This window comes from Nocardiopsis oceanisediminis, from assembly GCF_048595525.1.
GTDB classification, from domain to species: domain Bacteria; phylum Actinomycetota; class Actinomycetes; order Streptosporangiales; family Streptosporangiaceae; genus Nocardiopsis_A; species Nocardiopsis_A oceanisediminis.
Window position 1 is genome coordinate 1,049,353 of record NZ_JAFMZJ010000001.1, and the last position, 22,417, is coordinate 1,071,769.

At 77.0% G+C, this 22,417-nt stretch carries 4 protein-coding genes; all 4 read right to left on the reverse strand.

Translation table 11 applies throughout. The features are described 5' to 3' along the window. Positions 1-6 precede the first annotated feature (6 nt). On the reverse strand, positions 7-18,969 hold the full coding sequence (locus tag J0910_RS04880) for a WXG100-like domain-containing protein (protein WP_420157313.1): 18,963 nt from the start codon (positions 18,967-18,969) through the stop codon (positions 7-9). Between the two features lie 6 nt (positions 18,970-18,975). Continuing rightward, a complete protein-coding gene (locus J0910_RS04885; protein ID WP_420157314.1) occupies positions 18,976-19,329 on the reverse strand; it encodes a hypothetical protein in 354 nt (117 codons plus the stop codon). Between the two features lie 82 nt (positions 19,330-19,411). Then, positions 19,412-19,723, reverse strand: coding sequence for a YbaB/EbfC family nucleoid-associated protein (locus J0910_RS04890; protein ID WP_420161890.1), 312 nt, complete (start codon positions 19,721-19,723; stop codon positions 19,412-19,414). Continuing rightward, positions 19,644-22,376, reverse strand: coding sequence for a hypothetical protein (locus J0910_RS04895; RefSeq protein ID WP_420157315.1), 2,733 nt, complete (start codon positions 22,374-22,376; stop codon positions 19,644-19,646). The genes J0910_RS04890 and J0910_RS04895 overlap by 80 nt, the downstream gene beginning before the upstream one ends. Positions 22,377-22,417: the final 41 nt, after the last annotated feature.

A 22,417-nucleotide genomic window follows, 5' to 3' on the forward strand; every position in this document is an offset into this window, starting at 1 on the left:
CTCCGGTCAGGGGGCGGGGGGCGGTGAGGTCTGCGGATTGAGGGCGGAGAAGAAGTCCGAGGCCAGCGACGGTGCTCCCGCCGCCGGCACGGGCGCGGCGGGGCCGCTCCCGTGCGGTTCCCCGGCATTCTCCTCCACCGAGTCCTCCTCGGGGGCAGGCGGTCCGCCGCCGGAGCCCGGGGCGGACCCCGAGGGGCGCGGGGGCGCCCCGCCGGAGCCGGACCCGCTGGAGGCACCGGAACCGCCCTCGGGTGGTGCGGTGGTGGAGCCGGATCCGCCGGAGGTATCGGAGTCGGCCCCGGGCGCTCCGTCGGTGGAGCCGGAGCCGCTGGAGGTGCTGGAGCCGCCCCTGGGCGGCGCGGCGGCCCGCACCGGGGGGCCGTCCGCGGGCGCCGGCCGGGGCATCCCGGAGAGCGGGCCCTCCATCCCGGCCCGCCGGGCCAGGTCCAGGGCCCGGGTGAACCGGCCGTCGGCGGCCCACCGGTGGGCGGTCGCGTCCAGCTGGTCGCGCAGGCGCGGCGGCAGTCCGGCGCGGACCTCCTCGTCGGAGCGGCCGCGCACGTCGCGGTCGTAGAGCGCGCCGAACAGCTCGACGGCGTCGTTCCGGTCCCGCGCGGAGGACGCGTCCGGGTCCAGGGCCTCGGCCAGCTCCCGGAGGACCGGGGCGGGCAGGTCGGCCAGCCGGGCGGGCGCGTCGTAGCGGGACGCGGCGTCGGCCGTCGCCTCGATCTCCTCCAGGTAGCCGGCGAGGACCTTCGGCGGCGCGCCGTCCCCGCCGCCGTGCGGGGCGTCCATGTACCCGCCGGCCTCGCGCACCGCGGTGGAGCGCGGCGAGCGGCGGAGCGCGCCGGGGGGCCGCTCGTTCTCCGCGTCCTGCGGCGGGTCGGCGTACTCGTCGCGCAGGCCGAGCCCGTGCAGGGTCTCGTGCAGCCACACGTCCGGCCCGTCCCCCAGCCGCCAGGCGGCGGTGTCGCTGCGGCCGGGCAGGTCGGGGTTGTCGTGCACCCAGGACACCCGGGTGTGCGGAGCCTCCTCCGGGCCGACCGACTCCACCCGGACGTGCAGCTGGTCGCCGCTGCCCGGGAGCCGGTACCGGCGGTTGAGCACCTCCTCCAGCCGCGCCCGGTACTGCTGCTCGGCGTCGGCCGCCTCCCGCTCCGAGACGTCGGGCCCGGGGCCGAAGTGCACCCGCACGGTCAGCTCGCGCACGTGCGTCGGGCCGCCGGGCACCGGGTCGGGCAGCGGGATCCGGCGGACGTCGAAGCCGTGCTCGGCGACGGACACCGACGGGTTCCGCACGTCCGCGTCCGGGTCGTCCAGCACCTCGGTCCGCGCGGCCTCCACGCCGGAGGTGTCCCGGTTCCCGCCGACCCGGGCGACCGGGGCGCTCTCCCGGGCCTGCGCCCAGGACTCCGGGCCGGCCAGGCCCTCGTGCACCGGCGCCTCCCGGAACCGGTCCGGGTCCTGCCGCGGACCGGGTGCGCCGTCCTGCTCCGGGGCGTCCTGCTCTGGGCCGTCCTGCTCCGGGGCGGGCGTGGTGGGGGAGCCGTCCTGTTCCGGGGAAGAGCCGTCGTCCCGCCGGGCGGTGTCCCCGCCGCCCTGCGGCGCCGGGTGCGGACCGTTCGCCGGGGCGGGGCCGGGCGGGCTCGCGGCGTCGACCCGGATCCCGGAGGAGGTCCCCTCCCCGTGCTCCGGGCCGCCGCCGGTCTGGGTCCCGCCTGTCTCCGTTCCGCCGGACCCGGTCTCGCCGGGGGCACGGGCGCCGGCCAGCGCGGTGCCGAGCGCGTCCAGGCCGCGGCGCTGCCCCTCCAGCGCCTCCTGCAGCCGGGTGCGGCGCTCGGCCAGGTCGCGCAGGGCGGTGCGGACGCCGTCGTCGAAGACCGGGCGCCCGGCGGCGGCCTCGCGGTCGATCAGGTGCAGGGCGCCCTCGGCGGCGGCGCGGTCCCGGGCCTCCTGCTCCGGGGTGCGGTCCCAGCCGCCGTCCGGGGCGGCCGGGCCCGCGCCGAGGTGCCTGCGGAGGGCGGCGACGGCGTCCCGGACCTCCGGGGACCAGTCCGAGGGGTCCAGGTTCGGGGGGAGCCCCAGCAGGTCCATCGCGGTGCGGGCGTGCTCGGCGGCGTTCCTCCCCGCCTCGCCGCGGGGGTCGCGGTCCAGCCCGAGGTGCCGGTCCACCGCGTCGAACAGCGCCTTCTCCGCGTCGGCGGCCCGCTGCTTCGCGGCGGCGACCCCGTCCCACGCGGCCTCGGCGCCGCCGCCGAGCAGCCCGTGGGCCTCCGCCTCCTCCCTGGTCAGCCAGACGTCGGCGTAGGTCTCGGTGGAGACGGCGCGGGCGTGGTGCCGGACCGGGCCGAACGGCCCGTACCGGTGTCCGGGGGAGTCCGCGACCACCAGCGCGTCCATCGGCATCCGGACCAGGTAGCGGCCCTTCTTCTCGGCCGGGCCGCGGTGGTCGGTGTCCACGGTCGTGGCGGCCTGCTTGCCGCCGCTCGCGCCGCCGCCCGGTGCGGCGCTCCCCGAGGCGGACTGCGAGGCGAAGACCGCGCTCGGGGCGAACCCGTCCTGGGCCGGGTCGGTGCCGGTGCCGAACGCGGCCGTGCCGTCGGCGGAGACCGGCTGGGCCATGTCCCCCTCGTGCGACCCGGACTTCTCCTCGCGGTGCAGGGTCTGCACGGAGCGCTCGGTCGAGGCGTCCGCGTCCACGTCGATGATCCGCCCCTCGCCGGGCCGCAGCGAGGTGAACAGCCGGGCGTCCAGCCCCGGGACGTCGAACGGGCCGTCGCCCCCGCCCTTCAGCAGCGCCGCGCCGCCCTCGCCCTGGGAGGCGGAGAAGAGCGAGCGGAGCGCCTGCTCCCCGGCGGCCGCCGGGAGCATCCCGCCGCGCACGCCCGCGCCGCGCCGCCCGTTGAGGAAGGTCTGCGCCGCGTCGGGGGAGGGGGTCCCCTCGCCGGGGCTCCACCCCTTCGCCAGCGCGGCGGCCACCGCCAGGGCGTCACCGGCGCCGGGACCGATCGACTCCGGCATCGGGAGGTTCTCCGGCCCGGAGGAGGGGCGGCCCAGCACCAGTTTCCGCCACCAGGAACCGACGTCCTCCATGTCGTTCTGGAACTCGGCGTCCCGGTTGAGCGGGACGGCGGCGGGGCGCTCCTCGGGCCGCACCGGCCGCCGGCCGTCCTCGGCCGCCGGCCCCGGAGGAGCGGTCTCCATGGCGCTGACCGGGACGATCTCCTTCAGCGCCCCGACGTCGTCCACCGCGCCCTCGATGGGGGCCTTGGGGTCGTTCCAGCCGCCCTCGTGGGTGAGGGTGAACAGCAGCCGGGGCCGGGACTCGGTGTTCACGCCCGGTTCCTTCACCGTGCGGGTGCGGTTGTCGCTGGTGGAGTCGGCGGACGCGGTGGTGTGCTCGGTGCCCAGCTCCGGCGCGGGCAGCGGGCCCTTGAGGCCCAGCGTGTTCACCCGGTCCGACGGCAGCTGAGGGGAGCCGCCCTCGGTGGCCGGCGGCTCCGCGGCGAGCGGCCGCGCCCCGCCGTCGAGGCCGCTGGAGAGCGCGAACTTGTTCCCCTCCGCGGTGGAGGTCCCCCGCTCCTCGGAGTCGGTGTCGGTGCGCTCGGAGGTCATCTGGGACTCCACCGCGCCGGCGGCGGGCGCGCCCCGGTCCAGCCGCAGCCGCAGCCAGCCGCCGTCGCTGAACCGCTGCCCGCCGAGGGTCCTCTCGCGCAGCCGGACCCGCACCACCAGGCCCTCGCTGAGCAGCGGCCGGCGCATCCCCCGGGCGCCGTTGGGGGAGAGGGCGACCCGGACGTCGTGCTCGCTCTGCTTGGTGAGCCGGTACCCGGCGGCCTCCACCTGGTCCTTGATCCCCTGGACGGCGGCGTCGACGTCCAGGCCGCCGAGGGAGAGCCCGCGGCCGGTCCCGGGGGCGGGGGCGGAGAGGCCCTCCGGCGCGCCGCGGGCGGTGCGCAGCCGGGAGGACAGCCCTTCGGTGCCGCGCAGCAGCCCCTTCATGGCGAGGTCGATGACGCGGTACCGGGTCTCCTCGCGGCCGGTGGTCCCGTTTCCCCCGTCGCCGTCTTCGGCGCCTCCGTCCGCCGGGCTCCGGGTGGTCCGCTCGAACGGCATGCTCACCAGCATGTTCCACCGTTCGCGGATGTCGGCGGAGAACCGGAACCGCACGTCGCGGGAGACACCGGCGGTGCTCCCCTCCAGCTTGAACTTGTCCTCTTCGGAGAACCCGGTGCTCTCTGCGGTGGCGTCGGACCGGCTCCAGGTCCAGGAGCCGCCCAGCGCCCCGCGGATCAGGTTGTACACCGGGGAGCCGCGGTCCGGGGAGCCCTGGAACTTCAGGCCGGCGTCGGCCTTGTTGGAGAACGCCCGGCCGCTGCCGGCGGCGCGCTCGGTCTCGGTCTTGACCGTCAGGTCGAGGCCGCCGTCGCGGAACGCCTCGGAGACCGACATCCCCCGGTCCTCGGCGGTGATCATCCCGTCCACGTCGGAGCGCCTGGTGATCGCGTCCTCGTACTGCTGCCGGAACGGCAGCCCGCCGCGGTGCAGCGCGTCGGATCCGGCGGCGAGCGAGCGGGGCGAGGTGAGCGTGCGCAGGTGGCCGCCGACCGCCTCGCCGGACCACAGCGCCCTGGCGTACCCCGTCGCCCGGCCGAGCGCCTGCTCCACCGCGTCCAGCAGGCCGTCGGCGTGCGCGGAGCGGTTCGCGTGCGGCAGGTCGAGGAGGGGGTCACCGCCGCCCTCCCGGATCCGCCGGTCCCGCTCGGCGCGGAACTCGGCGTCGCGCACCTCCGACCGGGCCCGCGCGGCCCGCGAGCGGGCCTCCGCCTCGCCCACCCCGTCGAACCCGGCCCGGCGGACCTCCTCGCGGGTGTTCCGCAGCGCCCTGTCGGCGCCGTCCGCCCGGTCCCGGGCCTCCCGGGCCCGCTGCTCGGCGCCGTCGGCCTCGTCCTCGGCGGCCTCGCGCCGCTCCCGGGCGCCGTCCAGGTCCCCCTGGGCCTCGGCGAGGTCCTCTTCGGCCTGCCGGACCCGCTCGTTCCGGTCGCGGAGCCCCTCCCGGGCCTGCCGGAACAGGTCCCGGGCTTCGCGGAGTCCGTCCTCCGCCTCCCGGAGGCCGTCCTGCGCCCGCCGGATCCCGTCCCCGCTCTCCTGCGCCGCGCCGCCGTCCCGGCCGCCCGGGGCGCGCCGGTCACCGGAGGATCCGGCCGCCTCGCCCGGGGTGCGCCGCCCCGGCGCCGCCTCGGCCCTCCGCCGCTCCTGGGCGAGCCTGCCCTCGGCCTCGGTCACCCGGTCCTGCGCGGCGGTGATGCCCCGCCACGCCCGGGTGAGGCCGCGCCGCGCCTCCGGGAGGCCCCGCTGCTCCTCCCGGAGGCGCCCCTCGGCCCGGTCGACGCGTTCCAGGGCCTCGCCCTGGAGCCGCGCGGCCTCGCCCGCCTCCTCGCGGAGCCCCCGGGCGGCCTCCTCGGCGGCCCGCGCGGTGCGGTCGGCCTCCGCGGCGGCGTCCTCCCTGCCGGGCAGGCGCTTCAGCGCGGACAGGCCGTTCCGCAGCCGGTTCGCCTCGGTGTGCAGCGCCTTCAGGGGGCGCGGCCGACCGCCGCCGTCCACCGGCCGCCGCTCGCCGGGGACCTCCCGGGCCGCCGGGGTCTCCACGAGGAGCACCGGCGGGGGGTCGCCCTCGCCGGCCCCGCGGTAGAGGGCCTGGGACTCGCCCCCGGCCAGGGAGATCCGGAGATCCGCGGTGTAGCTCCACCGGTCCACCGGGCCCGACGAGCCGGCGCCGGCCTCCACCCCGCCCTTGCCGCCGTCCTGCGCCGACCGGGTCCATCCCCACTCGGCGCGGTCGGTCGCCCCGAACTCGGTGATGAACCAGGGCATGTCCGCGGGGGTCTGGCCGTGCCGGTACTGGGCCTTGAAGCCGCCCTCGACCGCGGCCTTGCGGCCGTGCTCGGTGGCGTCGCCGAGAGCGGCGCTCCCGGTCAGCGCGGAGGAGAGCTTCCCCGAGTCGCGGGTGCCCCGGTGCACCCCGTCGGTGAAGTCCGCGCCGACCCGCACGCTGAAGTGGTTCGCGCCATCCTGGGAGCTGCGGTCGGACATCATGCCCAGCCCGCTGAGCACCTGCCGGGCCGGGCCCGGCCCGAGCCGGAACAGGTTGGTGAACCCGGACGGGCGCAGGTCGATGGTGACGCCCTCCCCGGAGAGCGCGTCGGCCTCCACCGCCGCGCGCTCGATCCGCGCGTACAGCCGCATCGTGTTCAGCAGCCGGGTGTCCCGCTTGCGCCACAGCCGGTTCCACGCGCCGGGCCGGTCGCCGGTCCGCTCGCCCGGCGGCAGCACCAGGTCCGGCCGGGCCCGGTGGACCGCCTCGTGGACGCGGCGGGCGATGTCCCCGGCCGGGGTGGCGCCGGGCTCCTGCCGGCCCTGCCCGCCGTCCTGCTCCCCGCCCGGGGCCTCCCGGCGCAGGTCGCCGTTGCCCCAGCGCAGGCCGACCGGGTGGGCCTCGCCGAAGTCGGTGATCCGGCCCCGGTCCAGCCCGAGCCCGCCGGGGGAGGGGTGCTCGGCGCCGGCCGGCGGGTCGGCCCAGGCCGGACCGGTCAGCTCGGCGGCGTCCTCGGCGGAGAGCAGGTCCAGGGTGGTCGTCTCCACCGTCCGGGACACGCCCTCGGTGGTGGTGATCCGGTACCGGCGGGTGACCTCGTACAGCGCGGAGTGGTCCTCCGCCGACGCGGTCCGGTTCCGCTCGGCCCCGTGGTCGGTGGAGCGGCCTTGCTTCACGGTGCGCTGGTGGCCGCCCTTCAGGGAGCCGCCGACCCGGGCGGTGGCGCCCGGGGTGGGGTCGACGGTGCCCATCACGCCGCCCTCGGCCTCGACCTCGAACTTCCCGCTCCGGTTGGCGGTGGCCGACGCCGACGCCGAGGACTTGTCCCCGTCGCTGAACGAGCTGCCCTCCAGGACCGGCCCGACCTTCCGGTAGTGCACCGGACCGCCGTGGATCTCGGCGCTGTTCAGCCACTCCCTGGACCCGGTGCGCCCGGACTCCCGCTGGGTGTAGGGGAGGGACAGCGTCTCGCCCCGGTCCAGCCGGGCCATCGCCTCCTTGACGCCGTTCGGGGCCAGCAGCCGCTCCAGCCGGTCCCGCTCGCCCGGGGCCAGGTCGTGCCGGGAGCCGGCCGCGTCCGCGGTGGAGAGCCCGGTCCCGGTCCGGTCCCCGCCGGGGCCGAGCAGGGCCAGTGTCCGGGCGAACCGCGGGGCCCGGCGCAGCACGGGGCCGCCGGCGGCGCCGATCGCGTCCGGCAGGGCGGGGACGCCGTCCCCGGTCGCGACGCGGCCCGGCAGGGTCACCCGGCGGACGTCGGACACGGTCGCCTCGGGGTCGCGGAGCGGGCGGTCGCCCCCCTCCCCGGGCGCGGCGCCGGCGCGCTCGCGGGCGGTGGAGCCGCCCCCCGGTCCCTCCTCCCGGAGAGTGAGCCGGATCCGGGTGTCCGCGGTGTACTCGGCCGCGTCGCCCGAGGCGTCGACCGCGCGCTTGGTCCTGGTCTCGGCGGCCGTCTGGTACTGGGTGCCGCGCTGCCGCTGCGCCAGCAGCACCTTGAGCTTCACGTCGAGCAGGGCGACCTTGCCCATGATCTTGCCGACGACGGTGGCCGGGGCGGTGATGTTGACCTGCTTGCGGGACTGCTGGGAGGCGGTCCCGGTGCTCTTGGCGCGGTCCTCGTAGGTGGTGGTGGGCCGCCCGGTCGCGCCGTCCGCCGCCCGCCACACCCGGGAGAGCTCGACGTCGACGGTGCCCCGGCGCGACCCGTCCGCGGACTCCACCGGGACGGCGACGGTGAGCCGGCCGCTCTGCTCCGAGGAGCGCGGCCCCTGCTCGGCGGCGTCCTGCAGCAGCCGGAGCCCGTCGCGGGTCGGCCACCACCCGTTCCGCCGCATCCGCTCGCGGACGGTGTGGACGGTCTCCGCCGCCGCGCTCGAGCGCGGGGCGTGCACGCCGGAGAACCCGCCCTGGTCGCGGGTGCCCGCGCGGGTCAGCGCGTCGAGCAGGCCGCGAGTGCCGCGGTCGACGGGCGGGGGCGGGGCCGTCTCGCTCCGCACGGAGGAGGCGTCGGAGTCCTCCGCCTCCTGATGGGCGGTCTCCGTCTCCTGGGCGGTCTCGGTCTCCTGGGCGGTCTCGGGGTTCTCCTCCGCTTCCGGGATCGGGTCCAGGTCGTGCCGCCGTCCTCGCAGGCCGCCCTGGTTCTGCTGTGCGGTGGAGGACTCTGCCTGGGAGGAGAAGTCGGTCATCTCGTAGGACTGGGTCCCGACCCGCTTCGGCGGGGCGGCGGCCGGGAACCGGCGCTGCTTCGAAGGGCCCGCGTCCTCCTTCGCGTCCTCCTTCGCGCCGTCCTTCGCGCCGTTCTGCGGGTCTTCGCCGAGGGAGCGGCCGGTGCGCTGCGGGCGGTCCTGCGGGCCGCCCCGTTCGCTCCGCCCGCTCTGCCCGTTCTGCTCGTTCGGCCCGCTCCGCTCACCGCGCCCGTTCCGCGCGCCGTCCCGGTCTCCGCCGGTGCGGTTCCCGCCGTCGCCCCGCCGGCCGTTCTGCGCACCGTCCTGCGCGCCGCCGCGGGCCCGGGACAGGCTGTCCGCGTAGTCGTCGAGCGCGTCCCGCTGCCCGCCCAGCCGCTTCTGCAGCTCGCCGCGCCGTTCGACCAGGTCGTCCAGGGCCTTGCGGAGATCGGGGTCGAGGCGGTCCTCGTCGGTGAGCGCCGCCAGCCGCCGCTCGGCGTCCTCGCGGTCCGCCTTCTCCTGCTCGGGCGTCCGGCTCCAGCCTCGGTCGGCCGCGCCCTCGGTGAGCCCGAGGTGGCGGCGGACCGCCGCGACGGCGTCCCGGGCGTTCCCGCTCCACTCGGCGGGGTCCAGGTCCGGGGAGAGCGCCAGCAGGTCGGCGGCCCGGCGGGCGTCCCGCTCCGCGTCGGAGCCGGCCTCGCGGTCCAGGCCGAGCTCCCGGTCGAGCGCGTCGCTCAGCGCCTTCTCCGCGTCGGCGGTCTTCTGCTGCGCCTCGGCGGTCTTCTCCCAGGCGTCCTTGGCATCGGGGCCGAGCAGCCCCAGCTCGGCGGCCTGGCCCTCGGTGAGCCACACGTCGGCGTGGGTGCGCACCGTCTCGGTCCGGGACCGGCGCAGGGGGAGGCCGAACGGCCCCTCGGTGGCGGTGTCCTCCGCCCTGACCTCCGCGTCCAGCGGGATGCGCACCAGGTAGCCGGCGGCCTTCGGGGCGGCCTGCCCGTACTCGGTGCCCTGGGAGGTCACGGCCTGCTTGTCCCCGGCGGAGGAGGCCGACAGGGCGCCCGAGGTCCCCGATCCGCCGGTGATGAACAGGGAGTTCTCGTTGAAGCCGCTGCGCGGTTCGCCGCCGGTGCCGGTGGCGCCGGTGATGTCCAGCGACATCGGCACCGTGGCCCCGTCCGACCGGGTGGTCGTGCTCTCCTCGCGGCGCGCGGTCTGGACGTAGCCGTCCGAGCCGGCCGAGGCGGAGACGTCGATGATCTTCGCGCCGCTCTTCAGGGCGGAGACGTTCAGCGACACGTCCAGGCCCGGCACGGCGAACGGGCCGCTGCGGTCGAGCAGCGGGGCGCCGGGACCGCGCTGCGCGTCGGGGAAGCCCGTCCGCAGCCGCTGCTCGCCGGCGGCGGCCGAGAGCACGTCGGCGCGGGCGGCGGCCCGCCCGCCGCGCAGGAAGCCGGTCGCGGCCTCGACGGTGTCCCGCCCGTCCGCGGGCCTCCAGCCCAGCGCCCTGGCGCCGGCCCGGACCAGGGCGTCGGCGATCGGGCGGTGCGCGACCCCCTCCGGGACCGGCAGGTCGAACGGGACCTTCTCCGGGCTCCCCCGCCCGTCGCCGCCCTGCTCGGCCCCGGTCCCGCCGGTCTCGGCCCCGGCGGTCCCAGAGCCCTCTCCGGCCGTGTTCCCGGGGGTGCTCCCGGTCCCGGCGCCCTGCCCGCCGGCCTCCCCGGTCCCGGCCCCCTCCTGCCCGGGGCCGGCCGGCTCCAGCGCGCCCACCGGGACGATCTCCTTGAGCGTCCCGACGCCGCCGACCCTGCCGGGCACGGTGTCCAGGGAGCGGTCGGTCATGCCCTCCAGGCCGAGGGTGAACTCCAGCCGCACCGGGGTCTCCGCGTGCACGCCCGGGGCGTCCACGGTGCGCTCCCGGTTGTCCGCCGTCGACGCGGCGGAGGCCTTCGCGGTCTCGGTGCCGAACTCGGCCACCGGGACCGGGCCCTGCACGTTGACCACGTGGATCCGGTTCTCCGGGAAGGTGGGGTCGCCGCCGGCGTCCGGCGCCCCGGCGCCGACCGGGTGGCCGCCCCCGTCCAGCCCGAACACCACCCCGGCCTTGTTCTGCCTGGACGCCGAGTCGCTCTGCTCGTCGGTGCCGGTCACCGTGCGGGTGGAGGTCATGCCGGCCTCGACCGGGCCGAGACCGGTCCCGTCCGCCCCGGGCTCCCGGACCAGCCTGATCCGCATCCAGCCGCCGTGGCTGGCCCCGCCGGAGCGCACCCCGCCCTTGGCCCGGACCTGGACCACGGTCCCCTCGCCGAGCAGGTCGCGCATGGCGGGCCGGGAGTGGTTGCGGGAGAGCGCCACCCGGATGTCGTGCACGCTCTGCTCGGTGAGCTCGTAGCCCCTCTCGCGGACCCGGGCCTTGATGCCGTCCACCGCCCGCTGCACGTCCACGCCGTTGAGCGCGTGCCCCCGGGTCGCCCCCTCGGGCAGGGAGCCCAGTCCGCGGCCGGCCTCCCGGGCCTCCCGCAGCCGGCGGTCCAGCCCCTCGGTGCCGCGCAGCAGCCCGCGCATGGCCAGGTCCAGCACCCGGTGCCGGGACTCCGAGGCGTTCTCCGTGCGCCCCTGGGCGTCGAGCGGGCCGGCGCCGACGTCCTCCTGCCGGTCCCTGCTGGTCTGCCAGGGCATCGGCAGCGCCAGCGTCCACCGGCGGCGCTCCGAGCCCCGCACCCGGAGCCGGCCGTCGCCGTCGACCCGCACCGTGCTGCCGGGCAGGCCGATCTGCTCCTCCTCGGTGGAGGTGGCGCTGTCCGCGCGGCCGGTGCCGGACTTGCCGGTCCAGCGCAGCCCGAACATGCCCCGGAGCCGGTTGTGGTTGGCCGAGTCGGGGTCGGGCGCGCCCTGCCCCTTCAGGCCGAAGGAGAGCAGGTGCGCGTCGCTCTTCCCGGTGCCGCCGGACTTCTCGGTCTCCGCCTTGTAGGTGAGGTCGATGCCGCCGCCGAGCAGCGCGTGCGAGGTGCGCATGTTCAGCCGCTCCGCGCTGAGCAGCAGGTCCACGTTGCCCCGGCGGGTCAGCGCGCTCTCGTACTGGGCCTGCACCGGCAGGCCGCCGTTGCGCAGGTCGTCGCCGTTGGCGGCGAGCGACTTGGCGGAGGTGAGCAGCCGCGGCTGGTCGAGCAGGGCCGGGCCGGACCGGGCCGCCGCGTCGAAGCCGACGGCCTGGCCGAGCAGCCGCCGGACCGAGCCCCACAGGCCGTCGCCGTCGGCGTTCACCGGGGCGTGCGGCATGTCGTCCAGCAGGCGCGAGCCCTCGTCGAGGATCCGCCGGTCCCGACGCTCGGCGAACCTCCGGTCGGCGTCGCGGCCCTGCGCCGCGGCGGCCTCCTCCCGGGCCCGGCGCGCCCGGTCGACGGCCCCGTCCGACCGGGTGCGGGCCTCCCGGGCCTCCTCGCTCCGCCGGTTCGCGGCGGTCTCGGCCTGCTCGGCCCGCCGCTCGGCGTCCTCGGCCCGCCGGGCGGCCTCCTCCGCCTTCCTCCCCGCGTCCTCGGCCTTCTTCCCGGAATCGCCGGCGTCCCGCTCGGCCCGGTCCGCGCGGCGCCCGGCCTCGGCGGCCCGGCCCCCGGCCTCCTCGGCCCGCCGCCGGGCGCCCCCGGCCTCGCGCTCGGCCTCGGCGGCGCGGCGCTGGGCGCCCTCGGCCCCGCGTTCGGCCTCGGCGGCGCGGCGCTCGGCGTCCTCGGCCCGGCCCCGCGACTCCTCGGCGCGGCGCTGGGCGCCCTCGGCTCCGCTCCGGGATTCTTCGGCGCGGCGCTCGGCGTCCTCGGCCCCGCGTTCGGCCTCGGCGGCCCGCCGCTCGGCGTCCTCGGCCCGGCTTCGGGATTCCTCGGCGCGGCGCTCGGCCTCCGCGATCAGGTCCTCGGCCCGCCTGCCGGCGCGCCGGGACCGGTGCGACGCGGTGTCGCCTCCGTGCTCCGCACCGCCGCTCCGCTCCGGGCGCCGCTCGGCGTCCTGGTCCCGGCCCCCGGCCCTGTCGGGGCGCGGCTCGGCGCGCCCGAACCGGCGCTGCGCGGCGTCGGCCTCGCGCCTCGCCTCCTCGGCGCGGCGCTCGGCGGCGTGCAGCTCCTTGCCCAGGGAGTCCAGCCGGTCGGTGAGCCGCAGCCCCCGGGCCTGGTCGGCGGCCCGCCGCGGCCCGTCGCCCTCGCCGCGGGCGGCGGCCTCCTCGGCGGCGAACAGCTCCTCGCTCGCGGTGCGCCACCGCTGGGCGGTCCGCTCCTGCTCGCCGCGGGCCTCATCGGCCTGCCGCCGCAGCTCCTCGTAGAGCGCCCGGCCCCGGCGGAGCGCTTCGGCGCGCGCGGCGGCCTCGTCGCGCAGCCGCCCGGCCTCCCCGGCCTTCCGCCGCTCTTCTTCGGCCCTGTCCCGTTCGGTCCGGGCCTTCCGCTGCTCTGCTTCGGCCTTCTCCCGCTGGGCCTGGGCCTTCTGCCGCTCTTGCTCGGCCCTGTCCCGTTCAGCCTGGGCCTTCTGCCGCTCTGCTTCGGCCTTCTCCCGCTGGGCCTGGGCCTTCTGCCGCTCTTGCTCGGCCCTGTCCCGTTCAGCCTGGGCCTTCCGCTGCTCTGCTTCGGCCTTCTCCCGCTCGGCCTCGGCCTTCTCGCGCTCGGCTCCGGCCCGCTCGGCGTCCTCCTCGGCCCGCTCCTTCAGCGAGCTGTGCTCGGCCCGCAGATCCCTCTGCTCCCCGCGGGCCTGCTCCGCGTCGCCGCGGGCCTCCTCGGCGTCCTTCTCCGCCTGCTCGGCGCGGCGCTCCCTCTCGCCGGCCTCGCGGAGGGCCTCCTCGGCCTCGCGGCGCCGCTCCCGGGCGTCCCGGGTGAGCGCCCCGGCGTCCTCCCCGTCCGGGGCGGGGGAGGGCTCGCCCGGGACCGGCCTGGTGCGGGGCGTCTCCACCAGCAGCCGCGGCTCGTCGGCGGGGGAGTCGAACAGCTGCGCGGGGTCCCCGTCGCCGACCTTCGCTTCCAGGTTGAGGGTGAGGCTCCACGCGTCCACCCGCCCGGAGGCGGAGGAGCCGCCGGTGACGCCGCCGTTGGCGGTGCCGGACAGCGGGACCGAGTGCTCCCGGTCGAACCGGTAGGAGAGCCCGCCGTCCACGATGTGCCGGGGCAGCCCGGAGGGGGTGCTGCCGAACCGGCCCTGGACGCCCAGCGCGGCCTGCCCGTACCAGCCGGTCCCGCGCTGCCGGCCGAGTCCGATGCCGGTGGTCCCGCCCAGCGAGGAGGAGAGCTTCCCGTCGTCCCGGCCGCCCTGGTGCACCGGGTCGGTGGGGGAGGCGGTGAGCACCACCCGGACGAAGTTCGCCCCGTCCCGCACGTCGCCGCTGAACGTGTCCGTCCACTTCGACGTGGTGTTGATCAGGAAGTCCTTGAACCGGCCCGGTGCGGGCATCAGGAAGTTGCGCAGCCCGCCGGTGAGCAGCCGGACGGAGACCCCCTCCCCGATGAGCGCGTCCGGCTCGGCGGTGATCCGCGCGGCCAGGTCGTCGATGGCGCGGGTGTTGAGCTCGCGCATGTCGGAGCCGAGCCACGGCACCTTCCACCGGCTCCGGGGCGGCGGGTTCTCGCCGGGCGGCAGGACCAGGTCGGGGAAGCGGGCCCGGACCGTGTCGCGCAGCCGCTCGCGGACCCGCAGCACGTGCGGGTCGCCGTCCGCGCCGCGGACCGTTCCGTCGCCGCCCTGGAGCCGGACCGGGACGGCCTCGCCGAGGTGGCGCACCCGACCGCCGTCCAGGTCCATGCCGCCGGGCCGCTCCGGAGGAGCGTCGGCCGGGGTGTCGGCCGGGGGGTCGGCCGAGGACCCGCCGTCCTCCCGGGGCGCCTGTCCGGCGGTGTCCCCGGTGCCCTCCGCGCCGGTCTCCTCCCCGGCCGTGTCCCCGGCGGCGTCCCCGGCGGTCTCCTCCCCGGCCGTGTCCCCGGCGGCGTCCCCGGCGGTGTTCGCACCGGTGTCCGCGGTGCCGGTGCCGCCGTCCCGGTCGGGGCCGTCGGTCGCCCGCTTCAGCTCGGCGGCGTCGGAGACCGGCAGCAGGTCCCGGGTGACGACGGTGATCTCCTCGGTGCCGCCGTCGGAGTGGACGACCCGGTAGCGCCGGGTGACCTCGTACAGCGCGGCCGGCCCCTCGGTGCCGGAGCCCCGGGCCCGCTCGGAGGCGTGCTCGGTGCCGCGGGTCTTCTTCACCGACCACTGGCCGCCGCCGGTGGCCTCGCCGCCCACCCGGACCTTGGTGGCGCTCTCCGGTGCGGACACGGTGCCGGTCACGCCGAGCCCCGCGCCCAGGTCGTACTTGTTCGTCCTGGTCGCCGTGGTCGAGGAGGAGACCGACGACTTGTCGGTGTCGCTGAACGCGCTGCCGTCCAGCACCGCCGGGCCGATCCGCCGGTAGCCCACCGGGCCGCCGTGCACCTCGGCCCGGAGCACGCGCGCCTCGCCGCCGAACCGCTTCCGCCGCACCTCCGTGTGCTCCCGGACCAGGACCTCCCCCTGGTCCAGCAGGGGTGCCGCCTCCTTGAGGGACTCCGCGTCGAGCAGCGACCGCCACCGCTCCCCGCCCCGGTCGGCGCCCTCGCCGCCCTGGTCCCCGGTACCGCGCACGTCCTGCACCGCCAGGGTGCGGGTGAACCGCGGGGCGCGGGTGAGCACCGGGCCGTTCCGGTCGCCCGACCCGATCCGGTCCGGCGGGGCGGTGCCCTGCCCGCCGCCGGCGGAGGGGCGGCCGGGCAGCGCGACGCGGACCGTGTCCCGCACGGTGAACCCGCCCCCGTCCCGGGGGCCGCCGACCTCGCGGACGGTGGTGTCGGCGGTGAACTCGGAGGCGCCGTCCCCGTCCGCGTCGACGCCGCGCTTGTGCTTGTGGTCGCTGAAGGCCTGGAAGTCCATCCCGCGCTTGCGGACGCCGATGGACGTCTTCACCTTGGGGGTGATCAGCCCGGTCTGGCCGGCGATCTCGCCCACCACGGTGATCGGCATGGCCGGGTTGAACGCCTTGGTGGACTGCTGGGTCCCGGCGGACACCGTCTTGCCGCGGCTCTCGTGGACGGTGTTGCCGCGGGGTGCGGAGTCCGGGGAGGTCCGCCAGCGGTGCCCGGTGCGGAACCGGGCGGTTCCGGCGCCCCCGTCGGCGCCGACCACCCGCACGTCGACGGTGCGTTCGCGGGCGAAGAACCCGCCGGGGTCGCGCCGGGCCTCGCCGGCGAGCCGGTCCCGCTCGCCGTCGGCGAGCCGCCGGCCGTCGGCCTCCAGGTGCGCGGCGAGCCCGTCCGCCCAGCGTCCGGCCGGGTCGCCCGAGCCGGGGCGCACCTTGTCGTAGCCGCCCTCGCCGGGGCGGCCGGCGGTGGCCAGCGCGTCCAGCAGCGGGACGGCGCCCTCGTCGGCCGGCGGGGTCTCCCGTGCGGCCTCCTCCCTGCCGGGGTCGTCCCCGGGCGGCTCCTCCGCGTCGGCGGAGTCCTCGGTCCGCTGCCGCTCGGGCCGGTCCTGCAGGTTCTGCGAGGACTCGCTCTGGGGCGGGGGACCGCCGCCGTCCTCGGCGCCGTCCCCGGTCCGGTCGGTGGAGAGCACGGTCATCTCGTGCGACTCCGCGGATTCGGGCGCGGTGGGGTCGGTGGTGGTCGGGTCGGTATCGGCGGGATCCTTCGCCGTGCCCGTGCCCGTGCCCGTGCCCGTGCCCGTGCTCTGGGTCGGGGTCTGCTTCGGCTTGGGCGGTGCGGCGGCCCGGAACCGGCGCGGGGCCGGCGGGGGGCCGCCGTCCCGGGCCTCCCCCTCGGTCCGGACCGGACGCGGGGGCTCCGGGCGGCGCGGCGCCCCGCCGCCGCCCTGTTCGGCGCGGTCGAGTGCGGCGGCCAGGCGGCCGTCGGCGGTCCACCGGCGGACGGCGTCGTCGAGCCGGTCGCGCAGCCGGGGCGGCAGGCCGGCCCGGACGTCCTGGTCGGACCGGCCGCGGACGTCGCGGTCGTAGGCCGCGTTGAACAGGGCGGCCGCGTCGTCGCGGTCCCGCGCGGAGCCCTCCGGCTCCAGGGTCCGCCCGATCTCGGTGCGCACCGGGGCGGGCAGGTCGGCCAGGGGGGACGGGCCGTCCTTCGGGGGCTGGGCGTTCGGGGACCGGGCGCCGGGCTCGTCCGTCCGGCTCTCGGTGCCGGTCCGCTCGGGGGAGGAGGGGACGTCGGTGCCCTGTTCGCCCTTCCCGGACCGGTCGGCGGTGCTCTCGGCGCCGTCGGAGCCGGTGGACCGGGACGGCTGGGCGCCGGCCGGGGAGCCCGCGCCGGGGTGCTGCTTGGCGGGGGAGGAGGCGCCCTGGCCGGATCCCTGGTTGGAACCTTGGGCGGCCCCCTGTCCCCCCGTGCCCGCCTGGGACGGGGCCACGGTGACGGGGGTGCCGGTTCCGGTCGCCTGCGTCTGCTCCGTGCCGGCGGTCTTGTCTTCGGCGGTCTCGTCTCCGGCGGGGCGGTCGTCCTGGGTGGTCTCGTCTCCGGCGGGGCGGTCGTCCTGGGAGGCCTTGGCCCCGGTGGGGCCGTCGTTCTGCTCGGCCTCGCCGTCCTGAGCGGGGCGCTCGGACGGGGCGGGGGTCTCGGAACCGTCGTCGGCGGCGCGGGTGGAGGGGGCGTCCTCCGAGGTGCCGGCCTGCTGCTCGGTGGTCGGCTTCGGTGCGTCCTGCCGGTTCTGCGGGTCGCCGCCCGGCCGCTCTGCCGGAGGCGCCGTCTGCTGCTGCGTGCCTGGCGGACGCTCGGTGGACTGCTCCGAACGCCCGTCCGATCCGGCGGGGGCCGGTGCACCGTTGTGCACGCTGTCCTGATCGGTGTCCTGATCGGTGCTCTGGTCGGCGTCCGGAATCGCGGCGGCCCCGTTTCCGTCCTGCTCGGTCTGCTGTGTGTTCTGAGACCCCTGGGATTCCTCGTGCGCCGGGAGGCCGCTCTGCTCCGGGGCGCCGTCCTCGTTCTTCCCCGCTGCGCTCCGGTCGCCGGCGGAGGAGCCGGAGCCCGCCTCGCCGTCCTGCCCGTCTCCCGTCGCCTTCTGGTCCGAGGAGGTCGGCACCTGCTGCGGGGGCGGGACGGTGTCGGTGGCGGTGTCGTCGGCGGCGGCGTCGGCGGTGCCGTTCCGGCCGTCCTCCTGCGAACCGTCCCGCTCCTCGTCGTCGGCCGCGCCGCTCTCGCCGTCGTCCTTCCCGGAGGAGTCCCGCGCCTCCCCGTCGCCGCCGTTCCCGTCGCCGGTGGAATCGCCCGCCAGGGTGGTGGCGTCATCGTCCGTCCCGGAGGGGTCCGGGGTCTTCTCCCCGCCCCCGGCCGGGTCGCCCGCGAGGGTGGACGAATCGTCCCCGGTGTCCTTCGGGGCGTCCGGTCCGTCCGCTCCGTCCGCCCCCAGGGAGAGCGCGTTGAGCTTGTCGACCAGGGCCATGCCGCCCTGGGTCAGCCCCTGCTGCACCGCCCCCGACACCGCGCCGGAGACCGCCGACAGCCAGGTGATGGAGAACGTCTTCTCGTCGCTGAACAGCAGGTTGAAGAAGCCCTCGCTGAGCGTTCCCTGGGCGGCGTTGGCGATCGCCTGCGAGCTGTACTGGGAGAGCATGCTCTTCCAGGTGGAACCGGTCGAGGCCAGGCCGTCCCGGACGCCGTCGGGGAGGCCGCGGGCGAGCGCGTCGCGCAGCTGCGGGCTGAGCCCGCCGGCCTTGCCCAGCACCTCGTCGAGCCTGTCGCCCAGCTCCTTGGAGCCCCAGTGCCGGGCGAACGCGTCGGCGTACTCCCGGCCGAGCCGGTCGGCCTCCTCGCGGCCCAGTCTGGACCCCAGCCGGTCGGCGAACGCGTCGCCCATCCGGTCCCGGAACCGCTGCGCGGCGATCGGCGTGGCCCAGCCGTCCCCGGCCTCCTTGGCGAACGGGACGAGCAGCTGGTTCGCCTCGTCGCCCATGATGTCGCCGATGTCGTCGGCCAGGCCCTTGCCGGCCGGGCCGGTGCCGTCGAAGGCCTCGTCCAGGTTCTTGGAGATGGCCGGCCCGGCGGAGTTCTTGAGCAGGTCGTCGAACTTCTTCGCCAGCGCGTTGCCGCCGAACGCCGCGGCGGTGCCGAACACCCCGTCGAGCACCGCGCCCTTGGCGGCGTCCTCGGTGAGCTTCTTGTCCCAGGAGTCCCGGTAGCCCTTGTCGATCTGGATGCGCTGGATCAGCGCGTCCAGGGTCAGCGCGAACATCTGGCTGATGATCATCTGCTGGACCAGCTCGGAGAGGAGCCGGAACATCACCCGCTGGATCACCGTGCGGGTGATGGCCTTGAAGATGGGGATCTTGAGCAGCGACAGGCCGAAGGTCTTCGGCGCCATGGCGATGGCCCAGGCGATCTCGACGGCCAGCTGGATCAGCTGCCCGATGATCATCCACTTGGCGTACTGCACCTGGGTGGCCGCGTTGCTGAGGTACTCCTGCAGGCCGCGCGTGGTCTCGGCGCCCTGCTGGAGGTAGCTGCGCTCACCCCCGGTGAACTGGTCCACCGAGTCGGAGAAGAAGTCCGCGGCGGTGGCGTCGAAGCTCTCCCGGACCTTGTTCTTCACGCGCAGCACGAGCTGCGGCAGCTCGTTCTCCAGCTGCTCCGCCGTCACGCCGTAGACGTCGGCCAGCGCCCACAGCCGGTCCTCGTCGGCGGTGGGCCACTCCGAGCCGGTGAGCACCATGAACAGGGTGCGCAGCTCGGAGGGAAGCTCCATCCCCATCCCGCGTCACCGTCTCCTGGAAGGGCCGTCTCCGCCCATGTCCCCGATCAGCTTGTCGGACAGCCCCTTCCCGTAGTCGTCGTCGGCGGCGAACTGCTTGGCGGTCTCCACCGTGCCCTCGGCGGTGTCCTGGAAGGCGTCGGCCAGTGCGGTGAAGAACCTCTCCACCCCGTACTTGGCCGGCAGGTACTTCTCACTGATGGAGTCGGCGATCTCGTCGCCCTCGCCCCACGGCCGCCCCAGCGCGTCGGCGGAGGAGGAGAAGCGGGACTTGATGTCGCGCACGTAGTCGGCGAGCTGGTGCATCTCCGCGCCGTCCTTGGCGACGGCGTCGGTGTCGATGGAGATGTGGTCGGTCATCGGATCTCCTCTCCGTGGGGCGGCGGGCCCGGCCTCCGGCCGGACGGGAGCCGGGGGCGGGCCCGCCAGGGGCGGGCGGGGGTCAGGGCCTGGGCGGCCCGGGGAAGTCGAGGCCCAGTTCGGCGAGGAACGCCGACGGGTCGCCGCCGCGGATCACCTCGGCCCGCGACTCGGGGGTCCCCGGGGCCACCGGGCCGAGGGCCTCGGCGACCCGCCGCTCCATCTCGGCGCGGGCCCGCCCGATCACGTCCAGTACCGCGGCGGACAGCTCGGCCGGGGCCATGGTCCGGTACTTGGAGGTGTGGAACCTCAGCTCATCGATCTCGCCTCTGGCGTTCACCTTCGCGCTGACCATCCGGTCCTTGGACACGGCCTCTGCGGTGGCCGACTCCAGGCTTTCGCTTGCCTCCGAGAGGCTGCGCTGCGTCTCCCGAAGCCGTTCGAGTTCCCGGGCCATCTGCTCCGGCAGGGACATGTCCAACGCCGCTCGCTCCCTTCCCGGGGCCGGCGCCCGGCCGGCCCAGCACCGCGGGGCCCCCGTTCGCGGAGGTGCCCCACACCTTCTCGTCCTCGGTCAGCCAGGTGCTGCGGTTCCGCTCCTGGTTCCCGGCGCCGGCCCCGCCGGCGCCCATGCCCCCCATGCCGCCCATCGGGGGCATCATGGGCGGCATCATCGGCCCGCCCGGGCCCGACTGGCCGTTCTGGCCCGCGGCGCCCTGGCCGCCCGCCGCCCCCTGGCCGCCGGCGCTTCCGGAGCCGAGGCCGGAGCCCTGGTCCGAGCCGAGACCGGCCCCGGCCCCGGCTCCGGACCCGGAACCGGCCAGGTCGGACATGTTGAACGACCCGCTGCCGCCGGAGGAGCTCCCGGTCAGGTCCGACGACCCGAGGGAGCCGCCCGGCCCCGGAGAGAACCGGTCCTCCGGAGAGGAGCCGAAGTCGCCCAGGCCGCCGGGGCGGTCGCTGCCGGACATGTCGAAGGAGCCGCCGGTCCGCTCGTCGCCTCCCGACGACCAGAGGTCGTCCGAGCCGCCGGTGCGCCCGGGGATCCCGGGCATGTCGAAGGAGCCGCCGGTCCGCTCGTCGCCTCCCGACGACCAGAGGTCGTCCGAGCCGCCGGTGCGCCCGGGGATCCCGGGCATGTCGAAGGAGCCGCCGGTCCGCTCGTCGCCCCCCGACGACACGAGCTCGTCCGGGCCGCCTATCCGCTCCCGGTCGGGGAGGTCGGACATGTCGATCGACCCGCCGGCGGGCGGCTGCTCCTCCAGCGATCCGCCGTCCGGGCCGCCGCTCTCCACCCCGGTGCGCTCCGGGAGCCCGGGCAGGTCCACCGAGCCGGAGGGGGCGTCCGAGCCGGCCTCGTCGGACGAGGACGTCAGGTGCTCCCCCCGGCCCAGCACGTCATCGGGGCCGCGGCCGTTCAGCCCGTCGCCCCACGGGTCGTCCAGCGACCCGCCCGGCAGGGGCCCGCCGTTCTGGTCGCGGTTCCGGTTCCCGGTGCCACCGGATCCGGTGAGCGGCCCGCCGCCGACCGGCGGCGGGATGAAGGGGGAGCCGCCGCCCGGCCCGCCGCCGGGACCGGAGCTCATCTCGAAGGAGCCGCCGTCCGGGGCCTTCTGCCCGGGTCCCCCCTCGGTCCCGCCCTCGGGTCCGCCCCTCAGGTGGACGCTGCCCTGGGCCTGGCCGTCTCCGTCGCCGTCTCCGCTGCCCGTGCCGCCGGACCCGCCGCCGGGGCCGTCGCCCATCTCGATGGTGCCCTTGTTCTCGGGGCCGCCTTCGCCGAAGAGCTCCTTGAGGATGTCGTCGGCGCTCTTGCCGCCGTTCCCGCCGTCGCCGTCTCCGCCGCCGCTTCCCTCCCCGTCCTTGTCGCCGTCCCCGTCCTTGTCCCCGTCGCCGAAGAGGTCCCGGAAGGCGTCGTCGATGTCCTTGTCGCCCCCGCCGCCGCCGTCCCCGTCGCCCTCCCCGTCGCCGCCGCCGAAGAGCTCGTCGAGGATGTCGTCGATGTCCTTGTCGCCGCCGGGCCCGTCATCGGAGCCGCCGGGGCCGGGCTTCACGGTCCTGGGCGGCGTGTAGGGCAGGATGGACGTCGAGGCGTTGGAGTAGCTGGTGGAGAGCGGGCCGATGTTCTCCGCGGCGGCCTTGCGGAGCGGCTCCAGCTTGGCCCACCACAGGTCCTTCATCTCCTGCTCGATCTCGCGCCAGGCGTTCACGTCGTCGGTGGACCTGCCGCCGATCTTGATGACCCCGTCGCTGTCCTTGGTGACGGTGCTCCGGTTCTCCTCCCACCAGATGCGCACGATCCGGCGCGGGCTCCGGTCGGGGTCGGCGACCCAGGTGTTGTAGGCCTTCACCACCGGGTCGGAGAAGGTCGGGTCGACGGCCTTGACCGCGTCGGCCACCGCCTTCTCCACCGGGCTGAGGTAGTCGGCGACGCTCTTCAGCTCCAGGGCCTTCATCTTGAGGTGCTCGGCCAGCGCCTTCGCGGCCGCGCCCTCGAACGACTCGTTCCCCGGCTTGACCTTCTGGTACAGCGCCCAGAGCTCGTCGTACCTGTCGTCGAAGAACGTGTGGTAGTCCTTGAGCCGCGTGGAGAGCCGGCTGAGGCCGGCGCCCTGGTAGGAGTCGCTGCCGAAGTTCGGGTCGCCGAGGCCCTTGGTGACCACGGTGCCCATCGAGGAGGCGAACTTGCCCCACAGGGTGTCGGCGCCGTCCAGGATCTGCGGGTTCAGGAAGATGCCGGAGTAGTAGTCGCCGATGCCCTTGTGGTAGTCGCCGTACAGCTGGTCGCCGTGGGCGAAGCCGTACCACTCGTCGGCCTCGTAGGGGTTGCCCTCGTTCCAGAAGACCCGCTCGAACCAGCCGGTCTCGTAGACGGTCCGGGCGCTCGCCATCGGGGGGACCGCGCCGCTGTCCTTGGCGTCGGCGAAGACGTTGAGGACGTGGTCCAGCTCGGTGGAGCCGACGCCCTCGGAGCCCCCTCCGGCCACCCCGTCGGAGGGGGCGGTTATCCCCTGCCCCTCTGTGGGGTGGAGTTCCTTCTCGTTGTCCACGCCGCCTCCTCGGATGCGGTCGGGGCGGGCCTGCGGCCGCG

Excerpts from the sequence above, each read along its gene's own strand:
- J0910_RS04880 (WP_420157313.1), bottom strand. The coding sequence starts at position 18,969 with ATGGGGATGGAGCTTCCCTCCGAGCTGCGCACCCTGTTCATGGTGCTC.
- J0910_RS04885 (WP_420157314.1), bottom strand. The coding sequence starts at position 19,329 with ATGACCGACCACATCTCCATCGACACCGACGCCGTCGCCAAGGACGGC.